Source organism: Sessilibacter sp. MAH3 (genome assembly GCF_054658275.1).
The window spans coordinates 26,790-48,066 of the sequence record NZ_BAAGIE010000021.1 but is presented as its reverse complement, the minus strand read 5'-3'; the positions used below and the strand labels follow the sequence as shown (position 1 = coordinate 48,066).

Here is a 21,277-nt window from a genome sequence, read left to right as displayed (position 1 = left end):
TTGTGAAAATTATTCTAGCAACACTTCCAACCTTATATTCTATTTATTTTTTAAACGTTTATTTACGTCGCGACAAGGGTTCGGTGAATACTGTTTTGGTGTCAACTAAACCGGTGGTTATTGATAAACGTAAAATAACCGGAATTGCCGACACCGTATTTTTACTCAATCGATTCGGCTTACGCTATTTTTTATTTTTGGCGGCCAATCAATCGTTAATGGAGAAAATTCATCAGCAAAGTAAAGCGTTTGAGTCTGTACACGATAATCTTTGGAGTTTAGATAAGCTCGCCTATCATTTTGGCTTTGATGTTATTACATCGAATAATTTTAATTCTGAAGCCTGTATCAGAGAGTTGAGCTCTATCAACTCTGATCTTGTGGTCGTTAATGGTTGCGATCAAATTTTAAAAAAACCGTTTTTAAATGCCGTAAATAAAACTGTGAATATCCATCCGTCTTTTTTGCCAGATGATCGCGGCGTTGATCCGATATTTCAAAAATATCTACGCCAAGCCCATGAAGTGTCGGTAAGTTTGCACGAAATTACCGAGGCAATCGATGAAGGGCCTTTACTGATACAAGATCTTCATAGCGCTCAAAAACACGATAGTTATCTACAGTCTTCAATGGCCCATGGCCGTATGGCATCAACGCTGTTGAAGCAGTATCTACAAAACCCGACAGAAGCCAAATCACAGCGGGCCGAAATACAATTCCCGTACAAATCTTGGCCCACCAAAGACGACTTGAAGATTTTCAATAAGAAGGGTTTAAAGCTGATAACCAAGCAAGCTCAACAGGAATTGTTGAGCTTTTCGGTTTAACGTAGAGATTATCGAAGCGAGCCGGGATTAACCGAACAAAACAATCTTTAGGTAGGGCAGCATAAACGCACTAAAGGTACCGGTTAAACCCATTCCCAAACCCGCTAAAGCGCCGCAGCGAACGCTGATTTCAAAACCGCGCGCCGTACCCACGCCGTGGGCCAGCACCCCCAAAAGAATACCTTGCAAGCGATCGTCGGTAAGGCCCGCTATTTTGAATATGGTTGGCCCCATTAACGCACCGGCAATACCGGTAAAAAGTGTTACGGCGGTGATGAGCGATACCAAGCCACCTAGGTTTTCGGTAACACCAATGGCAATTGGACTGGTTACCGATTTTGCGAGCAGGCTTACCAGTACTTGTTCATCGGCACCAAACAACCACGCCGCACCCAACGCCGTTAAAGGCGCAATCACTGAACCTAGGGCAATGATAACCAACGCAGGTACAGCAATACCGCGCAGGGTTTTTAGTTCATTGCGCAAGGGCACTGCGAGGGCGACCGTTGCCGGACCTAAAAAGAACAACAGTAATTCGTTGTTTTTAAAGTAGGTTGGGTATTCGTGGGGTGTTAATAAGATAAAGCCAACAATGATTACGGTACCCATAACCACCGGGTGCATCCACGCTTTACGACCGACTTTTTCGTAGCAAATCAAACCCACCTGAAAGGCTAATAGGGTGAGCGTTACGTTAAACAAAGGCGACGAAAAGAGCGCATCGACGGCGCTGTCAAAACTCATGGTCTACTGATCCAACGTAAAATAAGTGCACAAATAAACAGAGCTACCGCGGTACCTAAAACCATGGCCGCCAGTAACGCCGGCCACTGTGAAAGAATGTTTTCAGGCAAAAAGAACAAGCCAACACCGGCCGGTAAAAAGAACAAGCTGAGGCTTCGCACGAGGCCATCGGCAACTTTTTGCAACGGCTCAGGTGTGGGCATGAACAACAGGTAGATAAATAACAATAAAAGCCCAATTACCGAGCCTGGAATGATCAGGTTAAACCAGCGTACCAATAGCTCGCCCAAAGCCTGAAAAATAAATAAAAACAGAAAACCTTTGATTAACACACGTTACTCAGTTCCGGCGTAATAGCTGCCAGAGATTAAATAATACCAAACCAATGAACGCGACCAGTGTCCAGCCGGGAATACTAATTCCCAAAAACGTCCATGAAATTTCTGCACAGTTGCCGTCGCCGCGCAACAGTAACGTCAGTGCTTCTTGTAGTGGGAACGCATCCAAGAGGTAGTTCAGCGATGGCCCGCAGGCCGGTGCTTGGCCTTCGGGAAGGCTTTGCAACCAAAGCTGGCGAGAAGAAAAAAATCCGCCCGCAATCGAGCTTAAGATTCCCAACACTGCCAGTGTTCGACGCGCCCAAACTGGGTGATGTACGGCAACTGCAATGAGCGCCCACAATCCAGTGGCTATAATGAATACACGTTGGGTGATACACAACGCGCAAGGAACAAGACCCATAAAGTACTGCATGTACAGGCCGACAAGCATTAAACCAACACAGCCCAAAAAGATGATGAAGTTGGTCAGCCGAATTCCCGGTAACCATGCAACAGACGCAGACAAGCTAAATTCTCCTAACAGTGGCAACAGGCGTAAGCCCGTTACAAAATTAATTCAAGTCGAGGCCAACCATGAACATTAGCAACCGAATTTTAACGACAATGGCCTGCGTTTGGATGGGCTACGCAGGTCTGGCATTCGCCGAAGACGAAAAAGAGGCCGAAGGCGAGGTGGCTGAACCAATCGCCGCCATTTACGTGCCTCTAAAACCATCGTTTGTCGTCAATTACGGTGGTGCCGATAAGTTACGTTATATCAAAGCCGATATTACCGTGCGTGTAAAAGACACCATCACCGCAGATCAAGTCCGTCATCATTTACCGTATTTACGCAACAACATTGTTTTGTTGCTGAGCAAGCAAACCGATGACACCATCACCACGCAAGCCGGTAAAGAACTACTCCGACAAGCCGCCTTAGAAGAAGTGCACTCTGTCATGGCTGCCGAAGAGGGCGAAAGCGGTGTTGTGGACTTGTACTTCGATAACTTTATTGTCCAGCACTAAACCGTTCGGCACTGGATTGTTCAGTACTGGATTATTCAGCGCTAGATTGTTCGGTATTAACCTTTGCCATAAGCATAACGATTAAACCGTTATTGCTCGGCAATGTACAACGATCAAAACTTGAATCACTTGGTGAAAGAAGTTAACGACTGGCTGCTTTTGCTTTTTTGCGAAGCTCGGTTACCACTTCGCCACCAATACCCCAGTTGTCGGTTTCAACTTCATCGATAACAACCACAGTGGTAGCCGGATTTTTGTTGAGGGTGGTACGCAATAACTCGGTAACACCGGCGATTAACTCGGCTTTTTGTTCTGCGGTTGCCCCTTCGCGGGTTATTTTAATGTTCACATAAGGCATGATGACTTCCTCTACTGCTTGCTTTTAGATAGCTGCGCCAATAATTGCGACGCTTTTAGGTAAACCCTAAGTTGTGGCGGCAAGCTGTTCCTTGCGTTCCAACAGCTTTAAACCAATAAATAACACGCACCCCAAGCTCATAACGGCGGCGGCAAAATACAAACCCGAGGCGTAACTGCCGGTTTTTTCGGCCAACAAACCCGTCACGGCAGGGCCAAGTATCACCGCAAAACCATAGGCAACCGTCATCTTGCCCATCATTTTGGCGGGACGACTTGGAAAGTAGCGGCCACTCATGGTCAACACCAAACTTACAAGTGCGATAAAGGTAGCGCCAAACAGTGCACAACCGATAAATGCGAAGGTAAACGTGGGAATAAGAACCGGTAATAAAATACCCACAACGTGGATGACCGAAACCCAAATCAACGTCATCACATAACCAATGTGCCGAGCGACGATATCCCAAAGAATACACGCCGGTGCTGCGGCAACCCCCATAATCATGAACGCCCAACTGCCTAAGCCTTGCAATCCGGGTAGTTCTTCAATGATGGCAACAATAAAAGTAATGCTCACCACGTAACCAATTCCGGCGCAGAAATAGGCCACCAAAAATAATTTGAAAAACCCAGGGCTTGGCGGACTGTCTTGCGCAGTCGCTTGCTTGGCTTTGGCATTGTCATCGGGCTTGGGTAACCAAATCCAAGCGATAAACGCCAAAACTACCGAAATAGCCGTTAATAGAAGCCATTGCTGGCGCCAGTCAAACAGGTCACCTACAACCTCAACCAACAGCGCTGTAAACACCACACCAATACCAACGCCCGAAAAGTGCACACCAAGCTCTGGACGAAGTTGTCGGTTGGTTCGCCAATTTAAAATCAGCGCAGAAGCCAAGAGCATTCCTGCGGTACCGCTGAGTCCGGCTAAAAAGCGGAAGAACATCCACAGCCAAAAGTCTTCGGTAATGGCCATGCCAGCCGAACTGATAACCGCCAGCAATAAACCAATGCGATAGAAAAGATCTTTGGTGGCTAAACTCTTCACGCTAGCAGCTATAAAAGCACCGCACAGGTAACCCAAATAAATACCTGAGGCCAACCAACCGCCTTCGGCCAAACCTAATCCGGTTTGTGACTGCATAATGGGCAATAACGGCGTGTAGGCAAATCGAGCGATGCCTATGGTTAGCAACAGACTCGCAATTCCAGCACCCATGACTCGCGACTGTTCGCTCAATACAACCATTTACAAACACCTTTCAAATTCTTGCGCAAACAGTAATTAAACGCTTTAATCTCTTCAAGCGAATTATACAGATGTAATTATTCTCTAATTGAGATACTTAAGTTTTCAACGAGTTAACATCATGGAAATACAGGCCTTACAAACCTTTCTTGCCGTTATTGATGAGGGCGGTGTGCTAGCGGCCTCTAAGGCACTGCATACGGTTCAATCCAACGTCACCAGTCGCATTAAGCGTTTAGAACAAGAACTTGGAACCGAGCTTTTTTATCGCAGCGGCCGTGGTTTGGAGCTGTCGCCCAGTGGACGAGAACTCGCCAAACATGCTCGCGAACTCATTCAAATGGAAAAACTCGCTTCTTTGGCGGTAAAAGAGGTGGGTTACAACCGCGGTGAAATTCGTATTGGCACCATGGAGACCTTTGCGTCCTATCGCTTACCTCTCGCCCTAAAAGAATTGCGTAAAGCTCATCCGGGTATTCAGATTAAAATCGAAACCAACACCTCGCAAACACTCATCAACAAGGTGTTACAACATAAGCTTGATTGCGCGTTTATCGGCGGTCATTACGAAAATCCGGCGTTAAGCACCGATGAAGTTTTGGTGGAAGAACTGGTACTGGTGCGCGCCAAGCACGACCAAAATCCCGATACACCGTTGATGCTGTTTCGCGAAGGGTGCACCTATCGAGATCGCGCTTTGCAATGGCAATCGTTGTATGGAAAACAAACTCAAGAAATCTTAGAACTCGGCACACTCGACGGCATTTTAGGTTGCGTGAGCGTGGGTTTAGGACTAACGCTGATGCCAAGCTGGGTGGTGGAATCGAGCCGCTTTCGAGACGAATTAATTATTGAGCGCGTTCCTAAAAGTCTCGCCCTAGTGCCAACACTGATGATTTGCCATCAGCGTGAAACCGAGTTAGCCGCATTAACGACACTTCGCCAAGCGGTTATCGGCCAAGGTATTTCCAAACCTCACTCCGTTGAGACTCAACAATCCGCTGTGGCCTAATTTGTTACTGGATTAGTTTGTTACTGATCTAGTTCGTTACAGACTTTTCGTTACTAAGATTGCCAAGTTTCGCTAAACTGCGCACCAACAATAATGTCGCTTAACGTTGGAATGGTGTTATGAAATTAATGGTAATTGCTGTGGCTCTGATTGGATTTACACTCGCAGGCTGTGCACCAGAGGTGGGTAGCAAAAAATGGTGTGAACAATTGAAGGAAAAGCCCAGCGGCGACTGGACGGTAAACGAAGCCAAAGACTTTGCTCAATACTGCTTGTTTAAATAGAGACTCAAATAGAGCGCTCTACAGAATAGTTAACCCTTAAAGTGCTCGGGCAGCTCATTAAGATGTTGCCGGGCACGTTGTTGCAACATAGGAAATAAAGCGTCAAAACCTTCTGCGATCTCGTCGTAATGCTGCAAAAATGCAACGAAGGCTTGATCCAATCCCAAGGGTCTTCGGCGACGCATCTCCATGCTATCCACAATTCGACCTAGTCTGGGAAGATTTCCGTAACCCGCCAACAGATCGGTATTTTGTGCGTGTTGCAGCCAAATCTGCGCAGATTTCGGTAAAATCGACTCAAATCGCGACAGATTTTGATAAAAATCTTGAGTAAACGATTCCAGAGTTTGATCGTGAAATTGCGACCACTGCAAACACAGGAAATGATCGATCGCCAAATCAATAATGATGGGCGCAATGCGACGATGCTTTGCCCCCAACTTTTCGGCAATCGATTTGAAGGTTGAATCTTGATCGGACCAAGCATCTAGCTTGCGATGCAACCAAATGCCCTGCTCAACGGCTAAAGGCCAAGCGCCGGTAAGCGGCCCTTTAACAAAATCACCAAGAAATCCGCCCACTTGATGATCTTCAAGATCGCCAGATACTAAAATGTGGGCAAGATAATTCACGGCTTAACCAGCGGCTAACAACCTAATTACGCGCGTGCGCAAAAGTCGTATTGGGCGTAATAATCGCTTAGGTATTCATCAAAGCCTAGATCATCTTTAACTTCGATGGTGGCTTGCTCCAACAGAGAAGATTCAGCCATGGCCTGTAAGCGTTCATTGGCAGAATCATCGATACCCACCCGCTTAAAGTACTGTGAATGCTGCTGAGCGAGCTCCATCGTATGTTCGAAGAAAGTCTGGTTGTTTTCACGCATATTGCGCAAAACTCGCGCAGAAGGCGTAAGTTCAGGATCTTCAATCACCGCAGATTGCGCTTTAAGAGCACTCATGTAGCCTTGATTGCCGCAGGAAAGATCTAACAATTCTGCCACCGGTTCCATGGCCGTTAACAACTCTTGGCCCCATTTGCGCAGCGGCTTTTCGTCGCCATTATCAATCAGCTTAATGGCGGGATCACGGCCGTTATAAACCGTCCGTTTTTGGTTTTCTTGAATGGCACGGAATTCCTGTTCGAAGGTTTGAGGGCTTGGTGTTAACAAGCAATACAACAAGAAGGTATCTAAGAACAACATCTGATCGCGCGAAATACCCAGCGGCTCATAAGGGTTTAAATCTAAACAGCGCACTTCAAGATATTCAACACCGCGATAGAACAACGCCGTTAATGCAGTTTCATCTGTACGTGCCGTGCGCTTGGGACGAATGGAACTGTAGAACTCGTTTTCGATTTGTAACAGCGAAGTATTCAACTGCAGATATTCACCGGTCTCGTCTCGGGTACCAATATTTTGGTAACCCTCGTAAGGGGTGTTGATTGCTCGACAAAGCGTGCGAAGATATGAACGTAAATCGTTGTAATCAACCAACAGACTGGTTTGCGCATCACTTTGATAGCCTAAATCACCCATGCGAAGCGATGTTGCGTATGGGCGGTAATAGGTTTTGCCCTCGTCATCAAATTTTTCTAGGCAGTGGTTTTTATCTTCCACAAAACAACCACATACCGCAGGTGATGCGCCAAACAAATACAATAACAACCAAAAATAGCGGCGGAAGTTACGAATTAGATCGAAATAACGGTTGGTTCTGAATTCTTGTAAATCCAGTTTTGATTGCTCTAGACCGTGTAAATGCGCCCAGAACGGGCTTGGCAGTGAAAAGTTGTAGTGTATGCCAGCGATGGTCTGCATTTTACGACCATAGCGATGACCTAGCCCCAGCCGATAAATGGTTTTCATGCGGCCAACGTTGGAGTTGCCATAAAGAGCGACCGGAATATCTTCATCGTCTTCTAAAAGACACGGCATACTTGCCGGCCAAAGATGCTCACCGTTTAAATGACCGTAGGTAAACTGATGCGTTGCCATTAGGTTTTCGATAACTGCACCAACCTGATGAGAAGGCGGAGTAATGAATTCCAACAATGATTCGCTAAAATCTGTGGTGATTTGCGGGTGGGTTAATGCCGACCCCAATTTTTTAGGATGCGGAGTTTGGGCCAGTTCACCAGCCTCCGTCACGCGTAGACTTTCTTTTTCTAGGCCACGCAAAATGCCATACAAAAGCGGAGAGTTTTCAGGCTTTTTAAGATCGTTAAGAAGTTTGTCGAACGTAGCCAAGAGGCCTCCTTAATCGGCTTAATTCAAAGCCGTTGTTACAAACACTACCCGCTTACCGAGATTATTTATGCGGTTTGCTCGGCAGTAATTTCAGTGTATTCATCAGGGTCACACGACTCAGCCTCAACGGTATCGGTTTCGTCGGTCGTTGAGTCTGCACCAGCGTGGTTTTGATCAGCAACGAATTCTATAGTCTTATCACCAAAATCTTGAACAAAAGTTTGTTCCAATACGAATTCATCGTTGGTTTTTTCATCGCTAACAGATTCCGTGCCGGTTTCTTCTGCCACTGCGATCTCTTCATCGGATGCGGCAACTATCGAGCCCGGCTCGGGTAAATCAGAGATCCAACTCGGATCAACAACAGGCACACCCTTTTCTGTGGTCTCGGTCTCAACAATGCTAATACGTTGACTATAATCGCGAGCACTTACCTCAAAAACTTCGTTAACCGCCTCATCTTTATTAACGGCACGAAATAGCCCTGCGGGCTCACGACCACTGACCCATAACCCCTGACGATTGAGGAAAAATCCTTGGTGATTTTGCAAAAGGAAAATTTTACTCATGATGTGCTCCTAAACTAATACGTCAGCTGGGTAATCGGAGTTATTATATTAACCGATCGGTTTTTGGAGAAAACCTCCGCTCTAAAGCCAAAATTTGAGCAGGATCGCTTAAATGGTGGCACCCAGCTTGATGTTTTTCGACTTTATACCTGTAAATTAGTGACGCCAAACCGTCATAATTTTGTAGCATTATGCGTCGGCCAAAAGTGAATTGCTAAAGCAATAACAATTTGGCTGCCAATATTTGCTAACGATTATTTTAGCGTTTTTCAAAATTTCGGTGCACAAGTGCCTAATATTTTGAGAGTCGTCGACTTCTCAAAAATGATTATTTTTTGGGCGACCACTGAAACAATACTTAAACTAATTACTGAAAAAGTAATTATAAACAACGGTTTTTTAAGGATGGCAGTAGAAGGCCGCAATCGATAACGGGTATTATGGATTGATTGAGTTCGTCATATGAACAAATCAATAAGTTCCGTTTTTATCACAGCGAGAACCAAATTTAATTTCTACCATCTGAGCTGGGACTCAGAGAAGCTATCATTTTTTGTACAACGGTAATTCAAAAACCAACATCTAAACTTGCAACAGAAGCTCAGACATGAATCAAGCAGTTAGTCATCTACCAGCGATACTTAAGCAAAGCTTGGGCAAGCCCAGCACGCTGATATTGGCTCGCAATATTTTGGTGGTGGTATTTCTACTTTGGGCTTGCAGTAACCTTGCAAATCTATTTTGGGCCTTATTACCTGCACCTACTCTCCCAGAACCGTCATCGGCGGCTCCTAGAAATGTGGTTATTGAGGTCAATACAGGCGCAAATCAAGGCTCAATCGATATTGAATCTTTAGCCGCTATTGAATTGTTTGGCTCTGTTGATGCCACAGCAGCAGTTGAAGAGGTTGCTCCAGTCGCCACCGATATCATCGAAGATGCTCGCGAGACCTCTCTGAACCTAACATTGAAGGGTGTTATTAAAAGTAGCATCCCAGAAAACTCTGAAGCCTTTATCGCTCATGCGCGCGACGAAAAAGCGTACAAAGTTGGCGATCGCCTACCCGGTGGCAACAATGTCAAGTTACTTCAGGTTCAAGCAAATCAAGTTATCCTCGATAACAACGGTAATAACGAATCTCTTCGTCTCTTTGAACCTAACAGTGACTTAGGTAACTCGCGAAACGATTCTGCTCGTAGCAATGTTTCACTGGGTCGAGTTACCCGTGACCCACAAGAAATTCTTAACGAAGCGCTAGAAGAGGCGGGCGTTGACCCCAATTCATCCACCGCTTCCGATGACGAGGATGACGACGACGAAGACGATACTGAACCTCGCGTAGTTACGCGAGCGCCAAAGTCACTCGCCGAAGTTATTAAATTTAGCGTGGCTCGTGAGGGTACCGATATTGTCGGCTACCGAATTCGCCCAGGCCGCGACAGAGAAATTTTTGACCAGTTGGGCTTACAACCTAACGACATAGTTACAGAGATAAACGGCATTGCGCTGAATAACTCTGGCAGCATTACACAGGTTTACCGCGAAATGCGTGAAGCCACCAGCGCAAGAGTCACCCTTTTGCGCGATGGCCAGAGCCAATCTATAAACATCGAGCTTGATGCAAATACCGAAGAGTGAGGATTAACGTGCGCCGATTTTTGTTAGCAGCGCTACTATTGTGTGCCGGTCACACATACGCACAGGACCGCGAAACTGAGAAACTAACCCTCAGCTTTAACGACGCTGATATTGTTGAGGTTATTCGCTTTGTTGCCGAAGCCACCAATAAAACCGTGATCATAGATCCACGCGTTAAAGGTAAGGTGCAGGTATTTACCAACGGTGAAGTTACTCGCGATCAAGCTTACGCATTATTATTATCTATTTTAGAGTTACACGGCTTTACCGCTTTTGAAAACGGTAACGTGGTGCGTGTTGTACCAAACAAAGACGTACGCTCTTCACCCATTCCTGTGACCGGTGAAAAGGCCGCACAAGCTGGTGATGAATACATCACTGAAGTTGTTACACTGCGCAACATTTCAGCGGCTAAAGTACTGCCGGTATTACGTCCTCTGGTCGCTCAACATGCACACATGGCAGCTTACGACCCCAGTAACTCCATCGTAATTTCTGATACCGCCGCCAACATTGAGCGCGTCAAGCAAGTTATTGCACAAATTGACGGCGCCGCCGTATCTCAAACCGAAGTTATTCAGCTTGAATATGCACCGGTTTCTGATGCTCTGCAAATGATGGAAGCATTGCTCAGTGGCGATGCCGGAAAAGACACCGGTAGCCTAAAAATGGTTGCCGACGCTCGGACCAACTCTTTATTGGTCAGCGGCGACCAGGTACAACGCAACCGAGTAAAAGATTTGATTGCTCGTCTTGACCGTCCGCAAGCCCAAACCGGTAACGTGCGCGTTTTGTATCTTGAATACGCCAATGCCACCGAGGTTGCGCAAACCCTTCAGCAGCTCCTGCAAAACTTGTCACAAGGTGGCGGTGATGCTGCGGCAGCAACTGGCGGCGGTGGTATTCGCCCGTCGGTAGAAGCTGACGAATCTACTAACGCACTATTGATCACCGCCGAAGGCGATACTCTCGACTCATTGTTACAAGTCGTTGAACGGCTCGATATTCGCCGCGCTCAAGTCTTAGTTGAAGCGGTTATTGCGGAGCTTGAAGACGTTGACGGCAAAGATTTAGGTATTCAATGGTTATTCGCCTCTGAAAACGGTGGTTTTGGCTCCAGCTCACTGGGTGATGGCATCTTGTCGGGCGCAGGCTCAATCGCATTATCGGATGACGACGATGTTATCGAAGATCTTGCTGGCGCTATCGGCTCGATCACTGGCACTACTTTTGGTGTCGGCGATTTCGACGGCGAAAAAGGCTTTATTGCTTTGGTTAACGCGCTGCAAGAAAAAACCAATTCAAACATTCTTTCAACGCCGAGCGTGTTAACCACCGACAACCACGAAGCCGAAATCTCCGTCGGTCAGGAAGTACCTTTCGTAACCGGTAGCTTTACCAGCACCGAAGGTAACGTGAACAACCCGTTCCAGACTATCGAGCGCCAAAACGTTGGTATCACCTTGCGCGTAACGCCACACATTAACGAAGGCGACAAAATTATTCTCGATATCGAGCAAGAAGTATCAAGCTTGACTGGTGAAACCAGTGCGTCGGATGTAATCACCAACGAACGCTCCATCACCACTCAAGTCTTAGCCAGTGATGGCCAAGTTGTCGTATTGGGCGGACTAATGCGCGATAACGTGCAAACCTTCCAGTCCCGCGTGCCTATTTTAGGTAGCATTCCAGTTATGGGGCGTTTATTCCGCTCTAACAGTGATCGAGTGACCAAGACCAACTTATTGGTATTTATCCGCGCCACTGTTATTCGCGATGACGAAACGCTAACCGGCACCACCGCTGAAAAATACAAATTTATTCGCGAACAGCAGCTCAGCGCTCGTCGCCAAAAAGGTCTCAGTCTGAAGAAAGATTTACTGCCCGTTGTTCCTGAGTGGCCGATCTCTCCAGAGACCGACTTATCAGGCTACGCTACTAAGGCTGCCGAACTTGAAGCTCAGCGCTTGAAGAAGTCGAAGAAAAAAGACAAGCCGCAAGAAGAAACCAGCGAAGAAAGTAACTAGGCCCGGATTTAATCATGGCAGAACAAGCCTTTGACACCGAAGAACAAACCATCGAACTAGACCCATCAACCGTGGCTGCCGCCCCGGTTGATGAGGACTACGAACGAGCCTTGCCGTTTCATTATGCCAGCGCCCATGGCGTCATTTTGAAAGACGGACAAATTCTTCATCGCGGCCGCTTAGGCCTGCCTATGCTGCTTGAGTTGCAACGTCATCTCGGCCGCGGCTTTATAACCGTCGCCATATCTGATGAAGAATTCCAACGTGCACTCAAAGAGATGTATCACGGCTCCAGCGGCTCTGCACAACAAGCCGCAGACGAAGTTGCCGATGATCTTGGCAGCGATATCGATCTTGGCTCTCTGGCTGAAGAATTAAGCGATGACCAAGAGCTGCTTTCCGGCAACGACGACGCACCGGTTATTCGTCTAATCAACGCCATTTTGTCTCAGGCGGTACGCGAGAAGGCATCGGATATACACATTGAGCCCTACGAAGACCGCGTAGCCGTTCGATTCCGTGTCGACGGCGTTCTCAACGAAATGTTGTCGCCCAAAGCTGTTTTAGCACCTTTGTTGGTTTCCCGTTTAAAGGTTATGGCGAAGCTCGATATTGCCGAGAAACGCTTACCTCAAGACGGACGCATCACGGTAAAGCTCGCCGGTCACGGCCTCGATATTCGACTTTCTACAATTCCTTCGGCACATGGCGAACGCGTGGTATTGCGTCTGCTGGATACCACTGCTGGCCAATTATCGCTGAAACAAATCAACATGCCTGAAGCGGTTTACGAAGGCTTTTCCGGCTCATTGAATAAACCGCACGGCATTATTCTGGTGACCGGTCCTACCGGTTCCGGTAAAACCACCACTCTTTATGCTGGTTTGTCGCACATCAACGATCGCAGTAGGAACATTTTGACCATTGAAGATCCGGTGGAGTATATGCTGCCGGGCATTGGTCAAACTCAAGTTAACTCAAAAATTGATATGACCTTTGCACGCGGCCTACGGGCAATTTTGCGTCAAGACCCGGATGTGGTGATGATCGGTGAGATTCGAGACCAAGAAACCGGCTCCATTGCCGTTGAGGCCAGTTTGACGGGTCACTTGGTGTTATCAACCCTGCATACCAATACGGCGATTGGTGCGGTAACACGCTTGCAAGACATGGGCATAGAGCCATTCTTGTTGTCTTCGAGCTTGACCGCAGTAATGTCACAGCGCTTAATTCGAATGCTGTGCAACAAATGTAAGCGCGAAGATCATCCAACACCGGCCGAACAACGTCACCTCAACCTGTCAGCCACAGATACCATATACCGTGCCGTCGGCTGTGATGAATGCCATCACCAAGGTTATCGTGGTCGAAGTGCAATTTACGAGTGGATTGAGATCACCGATCGTCTGCGTAAGCTTATTCACGAAGACGTGGGTGAGCATGTGCTCGAAGCCGAAGCTCGCACCCAATCTGATTCCATCACCGAGCATGGTCGCAAGCGTGTTTTAGCCGGCGATACCAGCATTGAAGAGGTCATGCGTGTAACCACGGCGATGTAATCATGGCAGCATTTACTTATACAGCTCTTAATTCGACGGGTAAAACCGTTAAAGGTGTTATCGAAGGTGACAGCGAACGTCAAGTTCGCGCTCAGTTACGTACACAACAACTCAAACCTTTAACCGTATCGTCAACTAACGATAAAAAGTCTAAAAATACCGGCGCTAAAGCGAGTAAGAACAAATCGTTTCTATCAAGCTTATTTGGCCCTAAGTTAACAGTTAAAGAACGAGCCCTGATCACCCGTCAGTTGGCATCTCTACTGTTATCGGGTCTGCCTCTAGACGAGGCGATCAATACCGCCGCCAAACAGACCACCAAACCTTCAACTCAATCAATCTTATTGAGTATTCGCAGTCGCGTTCTAGAAGGCCACTCACTTGCACAGGCGTTCGGCGAGCACCCAAAAAGCTTCGATAACATGTATCGCTCCATGGTTCGCGCCGGTGAATCTTCAGGTTATTTAGGGCAGGTTTTAGAGCAGCTTGCCGAATACATTGAGCGTAGCCAATACACGGCAAGTAAGCTTAAAGCGGCAATGATTTATCCCATTGTGTTGTTGTGCGTGAGTGTCAGCGTTGTTGCTATCTTGATGGTCTTTGTGGTTCCAGACCTTGTTGGTATGTTCCAACGTAGCGAGCGAGAATTACCCTTTATCACTAGGGTTCTAATTGGAGCAAGTAACGGCCTGAGCAACTACGGTATTTACATACTCATTGCCATAATCGCCGCGATTTTTGGTTTTAAATCGCTGCTAAAAAACGAGAAGAACCTACGCGCTTGGCACAGCTTCACGCTAAAGGTACCCCTCGTAAAAGATGTCATTCTACTTGCCGAGAGTTCGCGATTTGCTGGAACACTCAGCCTTTTAGTAGAAAGTGGCGTGCCCTTGCTACAGGCGCTAAGAATTGCCACCCAGGTTTTATCTAACACTGCGCTGCGTCATGCTTGCACCGATGTCAGTCGCTCCGTACAAGAAGGTGGATCGTTACACAAAGCCTTAAAAAACGCCGGTTGGTTTCCACCATTGCTTGTGCAAATGACTGCCAGTGGTGAGGCGAACGGTACACTGGACAAACAACTTAAACACTGTGCAACCAACCAAGAGCGCGAGCTAGAAATGATGCTCACCACGGTTATGGGTATCTTCGAGCCAGCCATTGTTGTCATTATGGGTATTTCTATCGCCTTTATTATGATCGCAATTTTGTTGCCCATCTTTGAACTCAACCAGCTTGCGTAGATCAGAGCAGCTACACGTTCAAAAACGATTTGACTGTAATTTTTAATGGATGAAGGGTTATGAACCAGAAAACGAAAAACGCGGGTTTCTCGCTTATTGAAATCATGGTGGTCTTGGTGATCATGGGGCTGTTAGTAGGGATTGTGGCGCCTAACGTTCTCAAAAACGTCGATGACGCCAATATTCAACGTGCCTATGCAGACTTCCGCAGCATCGAAACCTCTTTAAAATCCTACCGCTTGGATAACTTTGTTTATCCATCAACCGAGCAAGGCTTAGGTGCTTTAGTCGAAAAAACCTCTCTTGAGCCAGTTCCTCGCAAGTTTCCTCAGAGTGGTTACTTAAACGAAGTACCTCAAGATCCTTGGCAACGCGATTATGTCTATATCAGTCCTGGAGAAAGCCACGACTATGACATTATTTCCTACGGTGCAGATGGCGTTCCCGGCGGTGAAGGCCAAAACGCCGATCTAAACATTTGGGATAAGCCTGAATAATCGTGCCCTGCCAGCAGTTGTCAAAAATACCTCCAAAATCTCAATCAGGGTTTACTCTGATTGAGATTGTCGTCGTGGTATTGCTTGTGGGGCTGTTTGCAGGCATTGCCTCCATCAATATTCTCTCCTACGACAACGGCGATAAGCTCAAGGACTATACCGAAGACCTCTTTGATCAACTTCAATTTGCCGCGGATCAATCCCTGTTTACCGGTGAACACATTGCCTTAGTACCTGCTCTTCAAGATCCAGCCAACTCAACTGCGAGTCAAGATCAATGGGAGCTGCTTTGGTATCGCTGGCGTGATGACGAATGGCAAAAAATTGAAGAATTAACGCCGATCAGACCTCCAGAAATTGCTGAGCTAAGCATTGAAATCGACGACAAACCACTCGATTTTTATCTATGGCTCGACAGACAGACCGAGGGAGATGGAGAAGACGAGGAAGAGGAAATTGTTCCAGCGTTGGTATTTTATGGTGGCGGCGAAGCCCTGGGAGCCACGGTAATACTCGGACTTACTCCTCGCGCTTCTGAAGGCGTTACTAATTTTGAAGATCGTTACCAGCACATAGATATTAACTCTGTAGGGCAGGTTATATGGCGTGAACGACAAGCAGAAAAAGAGCTTACTGCTCAATCTGGAGTTCAGTAATGCTATCAACGAAGGCTTGCTCGACTCACTCATTCGTGAACAAAAACAAGGGCTTCACCTTAATTGAGGTCGTTGTTGCTTTGGTCATTGTTGCGGTGGCGCTGCCAGCTTTGCTCACTCTGGTAAGCCGCCAAAGCGATAATACATTTCAGCTGAGAGAGCGCACCTTGGCCGAGTGGGTTGCCCATGATCAGCTGCAAACCTTTCGCATCAATCATCAGTTAACCGGGCGAATTCTCGACGGACGCCAAACCGGCTCGACCGAGTTTGCTGGTGTTTCCTGGTATTGGGTCGCAGAGTCCCAAGACACTGCCGTAGAAGACATGATCCGTATCAACATAGCAGTAGCTGCCGACGAGAACGACCTTCGCGATTATCCCACAGCTACACTCTCAGCATTTATTTATAAGTGAAGCCCGTGACACCACGCGTTATTTCTAACTCCAAAGGCTTCACCCTGATTGAATTATTGGTGGCTCTTGCCCTTACCGCCGTTGTTTTGACGTTGGCTTCACTGGCTTTGACATCTTCGATAAATAGCGCGCAAAGCAGCCGTGAGGCTATGACAGATATCAACTCGATAGCACGCGCCATGCGCATTCTCGAAACAGACTTTAAACACACCGTTGCCAGAACCAGTTACTTGTTTGGTATCGCCACCGATAACGGTTTTGGTACAGAGATCGATAACAACTATTTGATAAAGTTTATTCGCAGTGGTCGACCAAACCCAGTTGACCTAAGACGAAGCTCCCTATTACAAGTAGGTTATAGATACCAAGACCAAATTCTGTACCGCGACACTTGGCCTGAAACCATAGACGCAACTCTCGAAGACGCTGAAGACATCGCATTGCTACAGGGCGTCACAGATTTCCAAATCTTATTTTTACCCTTAGGTTCAACAAGTGCCGAAGGGCCATGGGTCGATGAATGGCCCGAGCGCGGCACCACTGGCCTACCTATTGCGGTACAGGTGACCATCGAAACCGAAGAATTCGGTCGCATGACTCGTTTATTTACGATTGTTACTGAAATTAACAACCCTCGTAATGAAGCCCCACCCGAAGATAATTCTGGGGAAGGCGGCTCTGGAGAGGGTAATAATCAGGACAACGATAATAATAACCGAGGTAACCGTGATTCATAATCGCAGAGCACTAAACCTACCCTCGACACATCAAAACGGCGTCGCTTTAATCGCCGCGTTAATCATTGTTGGTTTGGTGACGGCTTTGGCCATTGGTCTTGCTACAACTCATGATCGAACCCTACTGCTAGCAGAGAGTCGCTTCCACGGCAATCAAGCTCAGGAATATCTGCTCGGTGCAGAAGAACTTGGTCGATTCGCGCTTGAGAAAGACTTCGAGAGTGATCGCGAAGATAACGAATTGGTAGACAGCCTAGAAGAACCTTGGGCACAGGAACAACCTTTTCCTTTAGATGAAGGTTTTCTAAAAGGCCAACTCGAAGACGCTCAAGGTAAGTTCGACGTTAATCGTCTTGCCGTGCAGAACCAAGACAACGGCACGGGCGACACCAGTCCAGAGCGGTACACATCGGATCAGAAAAGATTCATTCGACTGCTACAGCTGTTGGATGAAGAAAATCCAATGTCGATCTCAGACGCCATCGAGATCTTGCAGCCTATCATTGACTGGATTGATCCCGATGATGATAGCTTTGGTTTTAGCGGTGCCGAATCTCTGGAATATCAACGTGAAGACCCACCGATTCGTCCAGCAAATGGCCCGTTAAAAAGCATTTCCGAGTTGCGTTTGGTAAAGTCCATGACTCCAGAACTGTTCGATGCTTTGGAGCCTTACATTACCGCCTTGCCCGACAGTAACGGTTTGAATGTAAATACCGCGAAACCACTATTGCTGCGCACCATTAATTTAGAGAACGACCTAACACCGCTATCTAAGGCAGACGGTGAACAGATGCTCCTAGATCGAGCAGGTTCGGGTTATATTGGTATTGCGGAGTTTCTCGACAGTGGCGTAATTTCGTCACTAACGCCATTGGGTACCGTCAGCTCGAATGGTTTGACGGTTAACACCAGTTATTTCACTTTGAAAGCAGAAGTTGAAGTCGGTAGACAAAGACGCACCCAGTACAGCCTAATATTACGCGATAACGGCGACGCCAAAATTATTCAACGCAGCGATTTCAACTTATAAGAATGTCTGATTAAAACTGACATATTCGTAATACTAGAAAGGCCTTACACTAGCCCCTAGAAATTTAAAGACATTGAAAATGACAGTGCCAATGTTTGGCCTCGAATAAAATCAGGGATGCGTTGACCAGAGGCTCAAACGGTAGTCACAGCGCTAAATTTGAACACAGCTTAATTTGAACACAATAGAGAACGAACGTTGATCGGATTGGCTCCGAGCATGGAAGTGTATGAATAGAATTATCGCGATTTACGACAGCTCAATTGCAGGTCAAAACCCGCAAAGCCCAGCGCTAACTTGGCGACTTGCGCAAGACGGCGACTGGATGGGTCCAGCCATGCAAGGTTCTGCCACTGACTTGAGTCAGGCGCAATCGGCCGCCAATGCAGAAGTATGGCTGGCTCTTAGCTCCTGCGATCTTGTTATGCTGGCTCAATCCTTTTCATCTAAAGAAAAGCGCCACATTGCCAACCTAATGCCCTACGAATTAGAAGAGCAAATTATTGGCAACGTCGACAACATGCACTTCGCTTACGGACAATTTGAAAACGATATTGTTACCGTTGCTTACACCCCCATCGATCCTCTTAAAACCCTGATCGACACCATAGAATCAGCGGGCGCAGAAATCACGGTTTGCTTGCCGTTGTTTTTACTGCTTCCCAGAGCTGATAAACAGTGGGCTATTCGCTGGTTAGGCGACGAGAGCCTTGTTGAAGTCCGTTACGATAAAGATCTTGGTTATCTCATCGAATTAGATATGCTCGCCGCCTCTCTGGAGTCTCTCGCAGCGACCTTCGAAGAGGCAGAGCGTCCGACCGAAGTAAAGCTCTACGGACAATCTTTTGAAGATTTGCAAACCTTGCATAACCACTTACCCAATGCTTATCAAGAGATCGCCACCAGCCAGCAATGGGATCAGTGGCTGAGCTTAAGCATGGAATTGCTGCCACCCATTAATCTTCGCCAATATGCCTTAGGTAGAGCACTGCCAGTTGCCCGCTGGTGGAAAACCTGGCGCCCTGCGGCAATTGCCGCAGCCATTGCCTGTGTGCTGTATTTGGGCGGAAACTGGGTACAAATCTTCCAGCTGAAAAGCGAGCAAAAAGCCTATTTGGCTCAAGTCGAGCAAGCGTATCGATCAGCGGTTCCACAGGGTGTTATGGCCGATCCCGAGCGTCAACTGCGCAACCAACTTGCCAAATTTAAAGACAACAGCAGCGCGGGTGGATTATCCGTCACAACGTTGCTTGCACAAATTACCCCGATCATCGCTGCATCCGAAAATGTGGTGGTAAAGAACATCAACTTTGTAGAAGGTGACATGCGCTTAACGGCAGAGTCTTCAAACTTCCAGCAGATTGATCGCTTACGGGCAGAATTAGAAGGAAGCCAGCTAGTCGCTGAATTACAGGGAACCTCATCTGTTCCGAACGGTGTTCAGGCTCGGCTGCGTATAAGGAGTGGACAATGAACGCCATCAACGAATATTGGGCAACGCTCAGTCGTCGAGACCAAGCTGCACTTTTCATTTGCTCTGTAGCCATTGGCTTGGCGATTATTTGGTGGCTTTTGCTCGAACCATCGGCGAACACTCTCGCTAATCAAAAGTTATCCACACAGTCAACCTCCGAGAGTTTGGCTCGCGTTCGCGAAATGGCGCTTGAGCTTAAAGAATATCAAACCGGCGGCGGCCCTAAGGTTTCTAGTGCGCCATTGAGTGAGTTGATCGACAGAAGTCTACGTTTGCGCGGCTTACGCATGAGCAGCTTCCAACCGGTACGCGAAGGCGAAGTGCGGCTGCGTTTAGAAGAAGCCGAATACGGGAAAGTCATTGAGTGGCTCTACCAAATGGAATACGAAGAAGGGCTGCAAGCCAAAGAGCTTACCGTGACACCAACACGCACCAGCGGTCGTGTCTCGGTAAGTATTCGTCTTGCCCGATAAACCCTTTTTTTACTGGAACGTAACGACTTAGACGCACATGACTCAATCAAATATCCTAACCAAAAAGCGGCTCTGGTTTGGCCTTATTCTTCTTCTGATAATCCTGTTGATCGCACGTATTCCAGCAATTTGGGCTGCCTACGCTTTTACCCAAGCGGCGCCGGGTTTGCGTATGTCAGAAATCAACGGCACCTTATGGACTGGCCGTTCGGGTTCCACGCAAATCATTCTTGGTGGCGACCTATACAGCCTCGGTGAACTGTCTTGGTCTTTGCATCCCACAAGCCTGTTAACGCTGACACCATGCGCCGACATCAAGGTCTCGTTTCAAAACCAAAATGCCGCTGGTTTAGCCTGTGTAAGCAGTAGCGGCGCCGTAACGCTCAGTGACTTTGAGGCCAACTTTCCTGCGGGCCTTACCAATCTTTTTTCACCCACTCAATTGGCGGGAAATTTTTCGGTCATCATTAGTGAGGGTGACTTCGACGGAGAACACGTAAAAGCGATTGATGGCAGCGTGTCTTGGCGAGAGGGAGCATTTCACGATGGCGAAAAATGGTTGCGCGTTGGCAGCTTCGGCGCTCGACTTTCCGGCGATGGCCAGCAGGGTATCAACATCGATCTTCAAGACCTTGGCGGCCCAGTATTGGTCGATCTAGACGCCAACTACAACCCCACACTGCGCCCTAACGACGATGTAGGCATACTGTTCACCGGTGAAGTCGGCGTTCGCGATTCTGCTCATCCCGATTTAGCCACCATATTACCAACCATGGCGGCTTCGGTTGGAGAGCCTTCTGATAATGGCTATCGAATCTCTTGGAGCTTCTAGTCACTCGTCTGCGGCCGGTTGAACCGGTCGCATTACGCAGATTTAAAG

The 21,277-nt window shown here is 47.4% G+C and carries 24 protein-coding genes; 16 read left to right on the top strand and 8 right to left on the bottom strand.

What is annotated here, in order from left to right:
- The first annotated feature begins 2 nt into the window (after positions 1 to 2).
- Entirely contained in the window at positions 3 to 827 is an 825-nt protein-coding gene (locus ACYQ2C_RS13295; protein WP_460103271.1) for a formyltransferase family protein, read from the top strand.
- Between the two features lie 27 nt (positions 828 to 854).
- Here ACYQ2C_RS13295 and ACYQ2C_RS13290 read toward each other — a convergent pair whose 3' ends face one another.
- From ACYQ2C_RS13290 to ACYQ2C_RS13280, 3 genes are read right to left on the bottom strand one after another with little or no spacing between them, the layout of a single operon-like run.
- A complete protein-coding gene (locus tag ACYQ2C_RS13290) occupies positions 855 to 1,571 on the bottom strand; it encodes an LrgB family protein (RefSeq protein ID WP_460049149.1) in 717 nt (238 codons plus the stop codon).
- Positions 1,568 to 1,903 (bottom strand): CidA/LrgA family protein, encoded by a 336-nt coding sequence (locus ACYQ2C_RS13285; RefSeq protein ID WP_460049150.1) that lies wholly within the window; start codon positions 1,901 to 1,903, stop codon positions 1,568 to 1,570. The genes ACYQ2C_RS13290 and ACYQ2C_RS13285 overlap by 4 nt, the downstream gene beginning before the upstream one ends.
- 7 nt (positions 1,904 to 1,910) lie before the next feature.
- Entirely contained in the window at positions 1,911 to 2,417 is a 507-nt protein-coding gene (locus ACYQ2C_RS13280) for a disulfide bond formation protein B (protein ID WP_460049151.1), read from the bottom strand.
- Between the two features lie 68 nt (positions 2,418 to 2,485).
- Between ACYQ2C_RS13280 and ACYQ2C_RS13275 the strand changes: the two genes are divergently transcribed.
- A complete protein-coding gene (locus tag ACYQ2C_RS13275; RefSeq protein ID WP_460049152.1) occupies positions 2,486 to 2,920 on the top strand; it encodes a flagellar basal body-associated FliL family protein in 435 nt (144 codons plus the stop codon).
- A 142-nt stretch (positions 2,921 to 3,062) separates the two neighbouring features.
- Here ACYQ2C_RS13275 and ACYQ2C_RS13270 read toward each other — a convergent pair whose 3' ends face one another.
- Positions 3,063 to 3,278: a 2-hydroxymuconate tautomerase family protein gene (locus ACYQ2C_RS13270; protein ID WP_460049153.1), complete on the bottom strand. Its 216-nt coding sequence runs from the start codon at positions 3,276 to 3,278 to the stop codon at positions 3,063 to 3,065.
- A gap of 66 nt (positions 3,279 to 3,344) precedes the next feature.
- Positions 3,345 to 4,529, bottom strand: a complete 1,185-nt coding sequence (locus tag ACYQ2C_RS13265) for a YbfB/YjiJ family MFS transporter (protein ID WP_460103276.1) — start codon at positions 4,527 to 4,529, stop codon at positions 3,345 to 3,347.
- Between the two features lie 121 nt (positions 4,530 to 4,650).
- Between ACYQ2C_RS13265 and ACYQ2C_RS13260 the strand changes: the two genes are divergently transcribed.
- The gene (locus tag ACYQ2C_RS13260; protein WP_460049156.1) at positions 4,651 to 5,541 is read left to right on the top strand and encodes a LysR family transcriptional regulator; all 891 of its coding nucleotides are present in this window, start codon (positions 4,651 to 4,653) and stop codon (positions 5,539 to 5,541) included.
- A gap of 119 nt (positions 5,542 to 5,660) precedes the next feature.
- Complete coding sequence (locus tag ACYQ2C_RS13255; RefSeq protein ID WP_460103279.1) at positions 5,661 to 5,825, top strand: DUF3012 domain-containing protein; 165 nt, start codon at positions 5,661 to 5,663, stop codon at positions 5,823 to 5,825.
- Positions 5,826 to 5,854: 29 nt separating this feature from the next.
- On the opposite strand, the gene ACYQ2C_RS13250 is transcribed toward ACYQ2C_RS13255, so the two are convergent.
- From ACYQ2C_RS13250 to ACYQ2C_RS13240, 3 genes are all read right to left on the bottom strand, one after another.
- The gene (locus ACYQ2C_RS13250) at positions 5,855 to 6,457 is read right to left on the bottom strand and encodes an acyl carrier protein phosphodiesterase (RefSeq protein WP_460103281.1); all 603 of its coding nucleotides are present in this window, start codon (positions 6,455 to 6,457) and stop codon (positions 5,855 to 5,857) included.
- 26 nt (positions 6,458 to 6,483) lie between these two features.
- A complete protein-coding gene (gshA, locus tag ACYQ2C_RS13245) occupies positions 6,484 to 8,076 on the bottom strand; it encodes a glutamate--cysteine ligase (protein ID WP_460049159.1) in 1,593 nt (530 codons plus the stop codon).
- 65 nt (positions 8,077 to 8,141) lie between these two features.
- A complete protein-coding gene (locus ACYQ2C_RS13240) occupies positions 8,142 to 8,645 on the bottom strand; it encodes a hypothetical protein (protein WP_460103285.1) in 504 nt (167 codons plus the stop codon).
- Between the two features lie 607 nt (positions 8,646 to 9,252).
- Here ACYQ2C_RS13240 and gspC point away from each other — a divergent pair.
- From gspC to ACYQ2C_RS13180, 12 genes are all read left to right on the top strand, one after another.
- Complete coding sequence (gene gspC, locus ACYQ2C_RS13235) at positions 9,253 to 10,284, top strand: type II secretion system protein GspC (protein WP_460103288.1); 1,032 nt, start codon at positions 9,253 to 9,255, stop codon at positions 10,282 to 10,284.
- A gap of 8 nt (positions 10,285 to 10,292) precedes the next feature.
- Positions 10,293 to 12,311 carry a type II secretion system secretin GspD gene (gene gspD / locus ACYQ2C_RS13230; protein ID WP_460103290.1) on the top strand — a complete coding sequence of 673 codons (2,019 nt, stop codon included), beginning with the start codon at positions 10,293 to 10,295 and terminating at the stop codon, positions 12,309 to 12,311.
- 14 nt (positions 12,312 to 12,325) lie between these two features.
- Positions 12,326 to 13,870, top strand: coding sequence for a type II secretion system ATPase GspE (gene gspE / locus ACYQ2C_RS13225; RefSeq protein WP_460103292.1), 1,545 nt, complete (start codon positions 12,326 to 12,328; stop codon positions 13,868 to 13,870).
- A gap of 2 nt (positions 13,871 to 13,872) precedes the next feature.
- Positions 13,873 to 15,114, top strand: a complete 1,242-nt coding sequence (gene gspF, locus ACYQ2C_RS13220) for a type II secretion system inner membrane protein GspF (protein ID WP_460103294.1) — start codon at positions 13,873 to 13,875, stop codon at positions 15,112 to 15,114.
- A gap of 59 nt (positions 15,115 to 15,173) precedes the next feature.
- Entirely contained in the window at positions 15,174 to 15,611 is a 438-nt protein-coding gene (gene gspG, locus ACYQ2C_RS13215; RefSeq protein ID WP_460049170.1) for a type II secretion system major pseudopilin GspG, read from the top strand.
- A gap of 2 nt (positions 15,612 to 15,613) precedes the next feature.
- Positions 15,614 to 16,267 carry a pilus assembly FimT family protein gene (locus ACYQ2C_RS13210; protein ID WP_460103297.1) on the top strand — a complete coding sequence of 218 codons (654 nt, stop codon included), beginning with the start codon at positions 15,614 to 15,616 and terminating at the stop codon, positions 16,265 to 16,267.
- Positions 16,267 to 16,680: a type II secretion system minor pseudopilin GspI gene (gene gspI / locus ACYQ2C_RS13205; protein WP_460049174.1), complete on the top strand. Its 414-nt coding sequence runs from the start codon at positions 16,267 to 16,269 to the stop codon at positions 16,678 to 16,680. The genes ACYQ2C_RS13210 and gspI overlap by 1 nt, the downstream gene beginning before the upstream one ends.
- Positions 16,681 to 16,685: 5 nt before the next feature.
- On the top strand, positions 16,686 to 17,417 hold the full coding sequence (gene gspJ, locus ACYQ2C_RS13200; RefSeq protein ID WP_460103299.1) for a type II secretion system minor pseudopilin GspJ: 732 nt from the start codon (positions 16,686 to 16,688) through the stop codon (positions 17,415 to 17,417).
- A complete protein-coding gene (gene gspK / locus ACYQ2C_RS13195) occupies positions 17,407 to 18,450 on the top strand; it encodes a type II secretion system minor pseudopilin GspK (RefSeq protein ID WP_460103301.1) in 1,044 nt (347 codons plus the stop codon). Before gspJ ends, gspK begins: the two co-directional genes overlap by 11 nt.
- A gap of 229 nt (positions 18,451 to 18,679) precedes the next feature.
- Positions 18,680 to 19,924, top strand: a complete 1,245-nt coding sequence (gene gspL / locus ACYQ2C_RS13190; RefSeq protein ID WP_460103303.1) for a type II secretion system protein GspL — start codon at positions 18,680 to 18,682, stop codon at positions 19,922 to 19,924.
- Positions 19,921 to 20,397, top strand: a complete 477-nt coding sequence (gene gspM / locus ACYQ2C_RS13185) for a type II secretion system protein GspM (RefSeq protein WP_460049179.1) — start codon at positions 19,921 to 19,923, stop codon at positions 20,395 to 20,397. Before gspL ends, gspM begins: the two co-directional genes overlap by 4 nt.
- 37 nt (positions 20,398 to 20,434) lie before the next feature.
- Positions 20,435 to 21,229 carry a type II secretion system protein N gene (locus tag ACYQ2C_RS13180; RefSeq protein ID WP_460049180.1) on the top strand — a complete coding sequence of 265 codons (795 nt, stop codon included), beginning with the start codon at positions 20,435 to 20,437 and terminating at the stop codon, positions 21,227 to 21,229.
- Positions 21,230 to 21,277: the final 48 nt, after the last annotated feature.